Source organism: Enterobacter sp. 296B2 (assembly GCF_034106185.1).
GTDB lineage: Bacteria > Pseudomonadota > Gammaproteobacteria > Enterobacterales > Enterobacteriaceae > Enterobacter > Enterobacter cloacae_N.
This window is the reverse complement of record NZ_JAWNCA010000031.1, coordinates 39,785-51,541: the sequence shown is the minus strand read 5'-3', so window position 1 is coordinate 51,541 and position 11,757 is coordinate 39,785. Positions and strand designations below refer to the sequence as shown.

Here is an 11,757-nt window from a genome sequence, read left to right as displayed (position 1 = left end):
AGTTGCCGACAAGAAGGGAAAGGGCCTTCCCGAGGGTGGTAAAGGAAAGGCCCTGGAGATACCCCACAGCCCCGAAAAAAAGCCAGTCAGTTGCTTAACTGACTGGCATTAGAGCAACGCTCACCTTTTTTGATCCCTGCGCGATTAGAACGCGTAGTTGAAGTTAGTACCGAACAGCCAGGCTTTACCTTCAGAGGTAAATTCGTACGGACCTTCCTTGAAGGTCACTTTCTGACCATGCATATAAGACACGCCCGCATCGACAGAAGCATTTTCGTTGAACGCGTAGGTTGCGCCAGCACTCACCCAGAAGCGGTCCTGATCCGGAATGGAGATGGAGCGCTTATCAGCCGGTACCGGGCTATCATCGAATGCGATACCGGTACGGAACGTCCAGTTGTCATCCATATAATAGGTTGTACCCAACGCAATACGATAGGCGTCGTGGAAACTCTCGTCCTTATAGAACAGCGTTTGACCGTTGGTGCCGGTCGCTTTCAGCTCCTGGAACTGGCTCCAGCTGGTATAGGCCAGGCTATAGTGAATAGCCCACTGCGGCGCAACCCGGTTGTAACCGGAGACTTCCCACATTTCTGGCAGATGCAGTGACAGTGAACCAGGGACAGTTTGACCGGAAGTCCCCCACGGGATGGTGGTACCCGCGCCAGGAACCAGGCTGTTGACTGGCGCCAGGATGCCGCTCTTGTAATCGCCGTCGAAGTCAATTTTCACTTCGGAACGATAGGTCAGGCCCCAACGGTTGTTTTTGTCCAGCTCGTACAGAATACCGGCGTTCCAGCCATAGCCCCACTCATCGCCTTTCAGGCTGGCAATTTTGTTGCTGTTTTTCGGCAGGCGAGCCGTCTGTTCTCCGGAGTAACGCTCAATTTTTGCATCGGCGTAGACGGCATCAAAGCCCAGACCGAAGCTCCAGCTGTCGTTCAGACGATAAGCACCGCTCAGGTTCAGGTTCAGCGTTGTCAGGTCTGTTTTACCGCCGTATTCGCCTGCCGGGTAGTTGTTGTTGAACTCGGTAGCAAGGCCATAGTTAGACGTGACGGATGCGCCCCAGCCAAATTGTTCATTGATTGGTGCAACGAAGTGCAGGTTAGGGACCCACGCCGTTGGCGCAATGTTATCTGCTTTCAGGCTCGCACCAGAAGGTGACGTGCCGGAAATGTTGACATCAGGATCGATATACACCGCACCAGCAGAGAAGGTCGGGCGATCGAACATCATGATTAATGCAGGGTTACGGCTTGCGTTACCAGCATCATCAGCGATTGCACCTTCCCCTGAATACGCACGGCCAAGGCCAGAGGAAGAAAATTCGTTTAGCTGAAAGCCCGCTGACCAGGCGGAAGTAGAGACGATTGCCACTGCGACTGCCAGCGCAGTCTTGTTGAACAGGGTTTTCTGGCTCATGACCATAACCTCATTGAGTTATTTTTATTCAATAATTGTTACATACCGTAACAGGAGCGCGAAGTGTAGGGTCTGAGGTATGACAGACAAATCAGACCAGTGGCCAGAGTATAGGTCCGACCAGCCGGAATGTTGCAAGTTTGTTTATTAATATTTTCAAACATGTTTCTTGAAACGAGATCTGGTTGGCAAAATTGTGACCATCGCGGCTCACCCAAAAGGGTGGTTTTTGTTTTAGATCATTTTTTAGTGTGATATCGGTCACTTATCCGATTTTGCGCCATTAACGGCTGGAGAGAGCCAGCGCTGGGGCGTAAAATATCAGCATCGTGTTTATCTCGCGCGCTGCGCGAATACAGAGGAAATTGAGCTATGAGTAAATGCAGTGCTGATGAAACCCCGGTTTGCTGCTGTATGGATGTTGGCACCATCATGGACAACTCCGATTGCACCGCGTCTTACAGCCGTGTGTTCACCAACCGCGCCGAAGCCGAAGAAACGCTGGCCGCGCTAAGCAAGCGCGCGCGTGATGTGGAGTCCGATCCGTGTGAAATCAAATCTACCTTCACTGAAGTGGAAGGCGGCGTGAAGCTGGATATCGACTTTGTGTTTGCCTGCGAAGCTGAAACGCTGATTTTCCAGTTAGGCCTGCGTTAATTCCTGCGATCTGGTGCCCTCTCCCACGGGAGAGGGAGCAAACACTAAAAACGGTAACCTGTGGGTTACCGTTTTGCTTTTTCCCTGGGGCATTTTCTTTTTCTTCTCTGTGTTTTAGCTCGCATTTTTATGCTTCCCTGATTGGCTGAATGTAAAAAAATGGTTAAGACTGTTATCAGGTCAGACCACTTTATATTCATGTAAAATTTTTCACAGGGGAAGGTTATGAGTCAGGCATTACCGCTAATCACCCGACAGGGTGACCGCATTGCCATTGTCAGCGGACTGCGTACGCCGTTTGCGCGTCAGGCGACGGCGTTTCACGGTATTCCTGCTGTCGATCTGGGGAAAATGGTAGTGGGGGAGATGCTGGCTCGCAGCGAAATCCCGCCTGAGGTCATCGAACAGCTGGTCTTCGGCCAGGTCGTACAGATGCCTGAAGCCCCCAACATTGCGCGGGAAATTGTTCTCGGTACCGGCATGAACGTTCACACCGACGCCTACAGCGTCAGCCGCGCGTGCGCGACCAGCTTCCAGGCGGTAGCAAACGTGGCGGAAAGCCTGATGGCGGGCACTATTCGCGCCGGGATCGCAGGTGGCGCCGATTCTTCCTCCGTACTGCCGATTGGCGTCAGTAAAAAACTGGCCCGCATTCTGGTGGATGCCAATAAAGCCCGTACCACCGGTGCGAAGCTCAAACTCTTCTCGCGTTTACGCCTGCGCGACCTTATGCCCGTGCCACCTGCCGTAGCAGAGTACTCCACAGGCCTGCGAATGGGCGATACTGCCGAGCAGATGGCCAAAACCTACGGTATCACCCGCGAGCAGCAGGATGCTCTGGCCCATCGCTCGCATCAGCTGGCAGCGAAAGCCTGGTCGGAAGGCAAGCTCACCGATGAGGTGATGACCGCCTATATTCCGCCCTACCGTGAACCGCTCGCGGAAGATAACAATATTCGCGGCACCTCGACGCTGGCGGATTACGCCAAACTGCGCCCGGCGTTTGACCGCAAGCACGGCACCGTGACGGCGGCCAACAGTACGCCGCTCACCGATGGGGCTGCCGCCGTTATCCTGATGACGGAATCCCGCGCGAAGGAGCTTGGCATTACCCCCCTGGGCTATTTGCGCAGCTATGCCTTCACCGCCATTGATGTCTGGCAGGACATGCTGCTGGGTCCGGCCTGGTCCACGCCGCTGGCGCTGGATCGCGCGGGGCTGACGCTGGGAGATTTAACCCTGATTGATATGCACGAAGCCTTTGCCGCGCAAACTCTGGCAAACGTCCAGCTGCTGGCAAGCGAGCGTTTCGCGCGCGACGTGCTGGGCCGCGCCCATGCCACTGGCGAAGTGGATCAGAGCAAATTCAACGTATTGGGGGGCTCGATTGCCTACGGCCATCCGTTCGCAGCCACGGGCGCACGTATGATCACCCAAACATTACACGAGCTACGACGCCGCGGCGGCGGGTTTGGCCTCGTTACCGCCTGCGCGGCGGGCGGACTTGGCGCAGCAATGGTTCTGGAGGCTGAATAATGGATATGACATCTGCATTTAACCTGACGGTTCGCTTCGATAACGTGGCTGTTATCACTATTGATGTGCCTGATGAAAAGATGAATACCCTGAAGGCCGAATTTGGTGTTCAGGTGCGCGGGATGTTAAAGCAGATCCGCGACAACAAAGCCGTCCGTGGCCTGGTCTTTATCTCTGCCAAGCCGGATAACTTTATTGCCGGCGCCGATATCAACATGATCGCCCGAGCGAAAAGCGCCCAGGAAGCAGAAGACCTGGCGCGTCAGGGCCAGCAGGTGATGGCCGAGATCCACGCGCTGCCGATCCCGGTTATTGCCGCGATCCACGGTGCCTGTCTGGGCGGTGGGCTGGAGCTGGCATTAGCCTGCCACAGCCGCATTTGCACTGACGATCCGAAAACTGTTTTAGGGTTGCCAGAAGTGCAGTTAGGCCTCTTACCGGGCTCCGGCGGCACGCAGCGTTTGCCTCGCCTGGTGGGGGTCAGCACCGCCCTGGAGATGATTTTAACCGGCAAGCAGCTGCGCGCGCGTCAGGCGCTGAAATCCGGTCTGGTCGATGACGTGGTGCCGCACTCCATTTTACTGGAGGCCGCCGTTGAGCTTGCGCTGAAAGGGCGGCAGGCAAAGCGTCCTCTCTCCGTACGCGAGCGCGTGCTGGCAGGGCCACTGGGGCGTGCGCTCCTGTTCAACATGGTGGGCAAAAAGACTGAACAAAAAACCAAAGGCAACTATCCGGCGGCAAAGCGGATCCTGGAAGTGATCGAAACCGGGCTGTCGCAGGGAAGCAGCAGCGGCTATGCCGCTGAAGCCAAAGCCTTTGGCGAGCTGGCGATGACGCCACAGTCACAGGCATTGCGCAGCATCTTCTTCGCCAGTACCGAGGTGAAAAAAGATCCCGGCAGCGAGGCAGAGCCTGCTCCACTGCGTGCTATTGGCGTGCTGGGCGGTGGGCTGATGGGCGGCGGCATCGCGTTTGTTACCGCCAGCAAAGGCAAATTGCCCGTGCGCATCAAAGACATCAATGCGAAGGGCATCAACCATGCGCTGCAGTACAGCTGGCAGAACCTTGATCAGAAGGTCAAACGCCGCCATATCAAGGCAAGCGAGCGTGATAAAACCCTGGCGACGATCTCCGGCACGACTGATTACAGCGGTTTTGCGCACCGGGACCTGGTAATTGAAGCCGTATTTGAAGACCTGGCGCTTAAGCAGCAGATGGTGGCTGACGTTGAGCAACACTGCGCGCCGCACACCATTTTCGCCTCAAACACCTCGTCTTTACCGATTGGCGATATCGCGGCGAAAGCTGCTCGGCCGGAGCAGGTGATTGGGCTGCACTTTTTCAGTCCTGTAGAAAAAATGCCTCTGGTGGAGGTGATCCCGCACGCCACGACCAGCCCGCGAACCATCGCCACCGTGGTGAAGCTGGCGAAAAAGCAGGGCAAAACCCCGATTGTGGTCGCGGACAAGGCCGGCTTCTACGTCAACCGTATTCTGGCACCGTATATTAACGAAGCGATGCGGCTGCTGACGGAAGGGGAGAAAATCGAGCACGTCGACGAGGCGCTGGTAAAGTTTGGTTTCCCCGTTGGCCCAATCCAACTTTTGGATGAGGTGGGAATAGACACCGGCACTAAAATTATACCTGTGCTGGAAGCCGCATACGGCGATCGTTTTACCCCGCCTGCAAACATTGTTTCTGCAATTTTGAAGGACGATCGCAAAGGCAGAAAAAATGAACGCGGTTTCTATCTTTACGGCGCGAAAGGGCGTAAAAGCAAGAAACAGGTCGACCCTTCGGTTTATGGGCTTATTTCGGTCACCGGTCAGGGAAAACTGTCTGCCGTTCAGTGCGCTGAACGTTGCGTCATGATGATGCTCAATGAAGCGGCGCGCTGCTTTGGTGAACAGGTGGTCAAGAGCGCGCGCGATGGCGACATCGGCGCGGTATTTGGTATTGGTTTCCCGCCGTTCCTTGGCGGTCCGTTCCGCTACATGGATACTCTCGGCGCGGGTGAAGTGGTTGCCATTCTGCAACGTCTGGCCTCGCAATACGGTCCGCGGTTTACACCGTGTGACGAATTATTGCAGATGGCGGAGCGCGGCCAGACATTCTGGCCTGCAAGGGAAACTGATTTCGTAAACTGAAGTCAAAGAAGGGTAAATCCTGAGGTGAACGAACCTGTTCTGGCGATTTTGTAAACAGAGATTGACTATACTTACGCCATTGAGGTAAAAAACAGCGTTTCATTCACCGAATGGATCAGGCACAATGCCCGGCCATCGGGTTTTCTACCTCAGAGCATTAATCGCGGGTAGTTAACGCCGGTGATTCTGGTTAACAAAAGCGGTGCAATATGCAAGTTTTTATCATGCGTCACGGCGACGCGGCACTCGATGCCGCCAGTGACTCAGTACGTCCTTTAACCGTCTGTGGCTGCGACGAATCCCGTCAGATGGCTACATGGCTTAAAGGTCAAAAAGTGGACATTGAACGCGTTCTGGTGAGTCCGTTCCTGCGGGCAGAACAGACGCTGGACGTGGTGGGGGAGTGTATGAACCTGCCATCCAGTGTGGATGTTTTACCCGAACTGACGCCATGCGGTGATGTCGGCCTTGTCAGCGCTTATCTTCAGGCGCTGTGCAACGAAGGTGTCGCTTCCGCACTGGTCATTTCCCACCTGCCGCTGGTCGGCTATCTGGTATCTGAGCTGTGCCCGGGCGAAACGCCGCCAATGTTCACCACTTCCGCCATTGCCAACGTTACCCTCGACGAAACCGGCAAAGGGGTCTTCAACTGGCAAATGAGTCCGTGCAACCTGAAGATGGCAAAAGCGATCTGACGTGACGTGTGACAGGGCGGGGTACTACGTGTTTCCCGCCCTTCTGTCAGGGTAACTCTGGCGGCTGCCACTCCTCAACTTCAATCAAGACCAGCAATGCGGCATCTCCGCCGTACTCTTTCGGTGCCTGATGAAACGCCATCACGTGTGGGTGCTGAGCCAGCCACAGCGGCGTCTGTTGCTTCAGAATATGTTTACCGTGGCCGTGCATCACGCAAGCGCAAAAAACGTGTTCGCGGCGACAGGCGGCAATCAACGCGCCCAACTCCTGTTTCGCCTGCATCTGCGTTAAACCGTGCAGATCGAGAAACAGCTCCGGCGAATAATCTCCCCGGCGTAACTTTTTCAGCTCAAAATGGCTGACGTCTTCGCGCACGTACTTCACAGCCCCTTGCGTATTGAGCAGCGGCTGAAATTCATCTGAAAAATAGTGGCTGTTATCCGCCTGCTCCTGCAGCAGCCGTTTGACCGGTACTTCGCTGATTTTTTTACGCTGCGGGCGGTGGACAATCGTGTCCTGCGCGATTTTACGCGTCCCGGTCATCAGCTGGCGGAAGAGAGCCTGATCCTCCTCGCTGAGCGATGTTTTCTTTTTCATTCGTCATTCTCATCTCGTATTTCCGATAGTGTACCCGACTAAACGCATTTTTTAACCTCAAGCGGTACGCGTCATTGCTGATTTATCGCCGTCTTCATGGCAAACTAGCCGCCGAAAATTATGCGAGCATGCCCTGGAGGAAAGAGTGGATAAAATATTTGTCGATGAAGCAGTAAACGAGCTGCATACCATACAGGACATGTTGCGCTGGTCGGTTAGCCGCTTCAGCGCCGCCAATATCTGGTACGGTCACGGTACCGACAACCCGTGGGACGAGGCCGTTCAGCTGGTGCTGCCGTCTCTTTACCTGCCGCTGGACATTCCGGAAGACATGCGCACCGCGCGCCTGACCTCCAGCGAAAAACACCGCATCGTTGAGCGCGTGATCCGCCGCGTAAACGAGCGCATTCCGGTCGCCTACCTGACCAACAAAGCCTGGTTCTGCGGCCACGAGTTTTACGTCGATGAACGCGTGCTGGTACCGCGTTCGCCGATTGGTGAGCTGATCAACAACCACTTTGACGGCCTGATCGGCCATCAGCCTCAGCACATTCTCGATATGTGCACCGGCAGCGGCTGTATCGCGATTGCCTGCGCCTACGCCTTCCCGGAAGCCGAAGTGGACGCCGTCGATATCTCCACCGACGCGCTGGCCGTGACCGAACACAACATTGAAGAGCACGGCCTGATCCATCACGTCACGCCAATTCGCTCTGACCTGTTCCGCGACCTGCCGACCCTGCAGTACGATCTGATCGTCACTAACCCGCCGTACGTCGATGCGGAAGACATGTCCGATCTGCCGAACGAATATCGTCACGAGCCGGAGCTGGGTCTGGCGTCAGGCTCTGACGGCCTGAAGCTGACCCGCCGCATTCTGGCCTGCGCGCCGGATTATCTGACCGATGACGGCGTTCTGATTTGTGAAGTGGGCAACAGCATGGTACATCTGATAGAGCAGTACCCGGATGTGCCGTTCACCTGGCTTGAGTTCGACAACGGCGGTGACGGCGTCTTTATGCTGACCAAAGCGCAGCTGCTCGACGCGCGCGAACACTTCAGCATTTATAAAGATTAATCCCGCGGGCTTCGGCCCGTTTCACAACGCTCAAACACAAACAACAACATCGGAGCCGTGATGGCAGGAAACAGTATTGGACAGTTATTCCGCGTGACCACCTTTGGCGAGTCGCACGGGCTGGCGCTGGGCTGTATCGTTGATGGCGTACCGCCAGGCATCGAACTGACCGAAGCCGATTTACAGCACGACCTTGACCGCCGTCGTCCGGGTACCTCTCGCTACACCACGCAGCGTCGCGAGCCGGACCAGGTCAAAATTCTCTCTGGCGTCTTTGAAGGCCGCACCACCGGGACCAGCATCGGTCTGCTGATTGAAAACACCGATCAGCGTTCTCAGGACTACGGCGCGATCAAAGACGTCTTCCGTCCGGGCCATGCCGACTACACCTACGAACAAAAGTACGGCTTCCGCGACTATCGCGGTGGCGGGCGTTCTTCCGCGCGTGAAACCGCGATGCGCGTGGCGGCAGGGGCGATTGCCAAGAAATACCTGCAGCAGAAATTTGGCATCGTTATCCGCGGCTGTCTGACCCAGATGGGCGACATTCCACTGGCGATCAAAGACTGGGATCAGGTCGAGCAGAATCCGTTCTTCTGCGCCGATGCAGACAAGCTTGAAGCGCTGGACGAACTGATGCGCGGCCTTAAAAAAGAGGGCGACTCCATCGGTGCGAAAGTCACCGTGGTGGCTGACGGCGTTCCGGCGGGCTGGGGCGAGCCGGTATTTGACCGTCTCGACGCTGACATCGCCCACGCGCTGATGAGCATCAACGCGGTGAAGGGCGTTGAGATTGGCGACGGCTTCGACGTGGTGGCGCTTCGCGGCAGCCAGAACCGCGACGAAATCACGAAGGCGGGCTTCCAGAGCAACCATGCGGGCGGCATTCTCGGCGGGATCAGCAGCGGGCAGCAGATTATTGCCAACATCGCGCTGAAGCCGACCTCCAGCATCACCGTGCCGGGCCACACGATTAACCGCTCAGGCGAAGAAGTTGAGATGATCACCAAAGGACGTCACGATCCGTGCGTGGGGATCCGCGCGGTGCCGATCGCGGAAGCGATGCTGGCGATCGTGCTGATGGATCACTTCCTGCGCCAGCGCGCGCAAAATGCGGACGTGACGACCACCATTCCACGCTGGTAAACATGAAAAAAACCGCAATTGCTCTGCTGGCGCTGCTCGCCAGTGGAGCCAGTCTGGCCGCCACGCCGTGGCAAAAAATCACCCATCCGGTGGCGGGAAGCGCGCAGTCCATCGGCGCCTTCTCTAACGGCTGTATCGTGGGCGCGCAGGAGCTGCCGCTGCAATCGGATACGTATCAGGTGATGCGTACCGATCAGCGTCGTTACTTCGGCCACCCTGACCTGGTGCTGTTCATTCAGCGACTGGGGAACCAGGTGCATAACCTGGGGTTGGGCACGATGCTGATTGGCGACATGGGGATGCCTGCCGGGGGCCGTTTTAACGGTGGACACGCCAGCCACCAGACCGGCCTGGATGTCGATATCTTCCTGCAGCTGCCGAAAACGCGCTGGACGTCTGCGCAACTGCTGAAACCGCAGGCGCTGGATTTAGTGTCGGGCGACGGCAAACGGGTTGTTGCTTCCCGATGGTCACCGGAGATTTCCAGCATGATCAAGCTGGCGGCAGAAGATAACGACGTTACGCGGATTTTCGTCAACCCTGCCATCAAGCAGCAGCTCTGTCTGGATGCCGGAACCGACCGCGACTGGCTGCGCAAAGTGCGCCCGTGGTTCCAGCATCGTGCGCATATGCACGTTCGTCTGCGCTGCCCGGCGAACAGCCTGGAATGTGAAGATCAGCCCTTACCTCCGCCAGGCGATGGCTGTGGTGCGGAACTGCAAAGCTGGTTTGAGCCACCAAAACCTGGAACCTCTAAGCCTGAGAAGAAGACACCGCCTCCGTTGCCGCCTTCCTGCCAGGCGCTACTGGATGAGCATGTACTTTAATGGATAATTTCGTCGATCTGTTTATGGTGTCACCGCTGCTGCTGGTGGTGCTGTTCTTCGTGGCCATGCTGGCCGGTTTTATCGATGCGCTCGCGGGCGGCGGCGGGCTGTTAACCGTGCCCGCGCTGCTGGCGGCAGGCATGAGCCCGGCACAGGCGCTTGCCACCAACAAGCTTCAGGCCTGCGGCGGCTCGCTCTCCGCGTCGCTCTATTTTATCCGCCGTAAGGTGGTGAGCCTGGCCGATCAGAAGCTCAATATCCTGATGACCTTTATCGGCTCCACGTCGGGCGCGCTGCTGGTGCAGCACGTGCAGTCCGATATTTTGCGCCAGATCCTGCCGGTTCTGGTTATCTGCATTGGCCTGTATTTCTTACTGATGCCGAAGCTCGGTGAAGAAGACAGGCAGCGTCGTCTGCACGGCCTGCCGTTTGCGCTGATTGCCGGTGGCTGCGTCGGTTTTTACGACGGTTTCTTTGGCCCGGGTGCCGGTTCATTTTACGCGCTGGCTTTCGTGACGCTGGCCGGGTTTAACCTCGCCAAATCTACCGCTCACGCCAAGGTGCTTAACGCGACCTCAAACGTCGGCGGTCTGCTGCTGTTTATCATCGGCGGCAAGGTTATCTGGGCAACCGGCTTTGTGATGATGGCAGGGCAGTTTTTGGGCGCGCGCGCGGGCTCGCGCCTGGTATTAAGCAAAGGGCAAAAGCTGATCCGCCCGATGATTGTTATCGTTTCGGCAGTGATGAGCGCCAAACTTCTTTATGACAGCCATGGACAGGAGATCCTCACCTGGTTGGGGATGCACTAATGAACAGTACGCATAAATACGAACAGCTGATTGAGATCTTTAACGGCTGTTTTGCTGATGATTTTAATACCCGTCTGATTAAAGGCGACGACGAACCGATCTATCTTCCTGCTGATGCAGAGGTTCCGTATAACCGCATCGTCTTTGCCCACGGCTTTTACGCCAGCGGCTTGCACGAGATTTCGCACTGGTGCATCGCGGGGAAAGCGCGTCGCGAGCTGGTGGACTTCGGTTACTGGTACTGCCCGGACGGGCGCGATGCTGCGACACAGGGTCAGTTTGAAGACGTGGAAGTGAAGCCGCAGGCGCTGGAATGGCTGTTCTGCGTGGCGGCAGGCTTCCCGTTCAACGTGAGCTGTGACAATCTTGAAGGCGACTTCGAGCCAGACCGTATCGTCTTCCAGCGCCGCGTTCACGCGCAGGTGATGGAGTATCTTGAGAAAGGCATCCCGGAGCGTCCGGCACGCCTGATCGAGGCCTTACAGAATTATTACCACACGCCGGTTATCACGGCGGAATGCTTCCCTTGGCCGGAAGATCTTTAACAGAGGAAAGAAGATGATCGCAGAATTTGAATCACGCATTCTGGCGTTAATTGATGACATGGTGGAACACGCCAGTGACGATGAGCTGTTCGCCAGCGGTTATCTGCGTGGTCACCTGACGCTGGCGGTAGCTGAGCTGGAAGCGGGTGACGATCACTCTGCCGACGCCGTTCACGCTGAAGTCACTCGCAGCCTGGAAAAAGCCATTCTCGCCGGGGAGCTCTCTCCGCGCGACCAGTCTCTGGTGCTGGGCATGTGGGACAATTTGTTCCAGCAGGCTAAACGCTAAGCCGC

Annotated in this window: 13 protein-coding genes; 11 read left to right on the top strand and 2 right to left on the bottom strand. The window is 56.5% G+C overall.

The window, feature by feature from the left end:
* Positions 1-98 (top strand): hypothetical protein (locus tag URZ40_RS19355; protein ID WP_228265688.1); only part of this gene is annotated, 98 nt, incomplete at its 5' end.
* A 46-nt stretch (positions 99-144) separates the two neighbouring features.
* Here the strand turns inward: URZ40_RS19355 and fadL are convergent.
* A complete protein-coding gene (fadL, locus tag URZ40_RS19350; protein ID WP_116338498.1) occupies positions 145-1,425 on the bottom strand; it encodes a long-chain fatty acid transporter FadL in 1,281 nt (426 codons plus the stop codon).
* Between the two features lie 372 nt (positions 1,426-1,797).
* Between fadL and URZ40_RS19345 the strand changes: the two genes are divergently transcribed.
* The 4 genes from URZ40_RS19345 to sixA all read left to right on the top strand — a co-directional run bounded on the left by URZ40_RS19345 (position 1,798) and on the right by sixA (position 6,460).
* Positions 1,798-2,082 (top strand): YfcZ/YiiS family protein, encoded by a 285-nt coding sequence (locus tag URZ40_RS19345; RefSeq protein WP_023294142.1) that lies wholly within the window; start codon positions 1,798-1,800, stop codon positions 2,080-2,082.
* Positions 2,083-2,307: 225 nt separating this feature from the next.
* The gene (fadI, locus tag URZ40_RS19340; RefSeq protein WP_116338500.1) at positions 2,308-3,618 is read left to right on the top strand and encodes an acetyl-CoA C-acyltransferase FadI; all 1,311 of its coding nucleotides are present in this window, start codon (positions 2,308-2,310) and stop codon (positions 3,616-3,618) included.
* Positions 3,618-5,765: a fatty acid oxidation complex subunit alpha FadJ gene (gene fadJ, locus URZ40_RS19335; protein ID WP_320720998.1), complete on the top strand. Its 2,148-nt coding sequence runs from the start codon at positions 3,618-3,620 to the stop codon at positions 5,763-5,765. The genes fadI and fadJ overlap by 1 nt, the downstream gene beginning before the upstream one ends.
* A 209-nt stretch (positions 5,766-5,974) precedes the next feature.
* A complete protein-coding gene (gene sixA, locus URZ40_RS19330; protein WP_003861375.1) occupies positions 5,975-6,460 on the top strand; it encodes a phosphohistidine phosphatase SixA in 486 nt (161 codons plus the stop codon).
* 46 nt (positions 6,461-6,506) lie between these two features.
* Here the strand turns inward: sixA and smrB are convergent, their stop codons facing one another.
* Complete coding sequence (gene smrB, locus URZ40_RS19325) at positions 6,507-7,058, bottom strand: endonuclease SmrB (protein WP_008502613.1); 552 nt, start codon at positions 7,056-7,058, stop codon at positions 6,507-6,509.
* Positions 7,059-7,203: 145 nt separating this feature from the next.
* Here smrB and prmB point away from each other — a divergent pair, with 145 nt between their 5' ends.
* From prmB to URZ40_RS19295, 6 genes are read left to right on the top strand one after another with little or no spacing between them, the layout of a single operon-like run.
* Complete coding sequence (gene prmB / locus URZ40_RS19320; protein ID WP_039023972.1) at positions 7,204-8,136, top strand: 50S ribosomal protein L3 N(5)-glutamine methyltransferase; 933 nt, start codon at positions 7,204-7,206, stop codon at positions 8,134-8,136.
* A 60-nt stretch (positions 8,137-8,196) separates the two neighbouring features.
* Positions 8,197-9,282 carry a chorismate synthase gene (aroC, locus tag URZ40_RS19315; protein ID WP_116338504.1) on the top strand — a complete coding sequence of 362 codons (1,086 nt, stop codon included), beginning with the start codon at positions 8,197-8,199 and terminating at the stop codon, positions 9,280-9,282.
* A gap of 2 nt (positions 9,283-9,284) precedes the next feature.
* Complete coding sequence (mepA, locus tag URZ40_RS19310) at positions 9,285-10,109, top strand: penicillin-insensitive murein endopeptidase (protein ID WP_320720997.1); 825 nt, start codon at positions 9,285-9,287, stop codon at positions 10,107-10,109.
* Positions 10,109-10,918 carry a sulfite exporter TauE/SafE family protein gene (locus URZ40_RS19305; RefSeq protein ID WP_008502609.1) on the top strand — a complete coding sequence of 270 codons (810 nt, stop codon included), beginning with the start codon at positions 10,109-10,111 and terminating at the stop codon, positions 10,916-10,918. Before mepA ends, URZ40_RS19305 begins: the two co-directional genes overlap by 1 nt.
* Positions 10,918-11,463, top strand: a complete 546-nt coding sequence (locus tag URZ40_RS19300; RefSeq protein WP_192983222.1) for an elongation factor P hydroxylase — start codon at positions 10,918-10,920, stop codon at positions 11,461-11,463. The genes URZ40_RS19305 and URZ40_RS19300 overlap by 1 nt, the downstream gene beginning before the upstream one ends.
* 13 nt (positions 11,464-11,476) lie before the next feature.
* The gene (locus URZ40_RS19295; protein WP_028013966.1) at positions 11,477-11,752 is read left to right on the top strand and encodes a YfcL family protein; all 276 of its coding nucleotides are present in this window, start codon (positions 11,477-11,479) and stop codon (positions 11,750-11,752) included.
* Positions 11,753-11,757 lie beyond the last annotated feature (5 nt).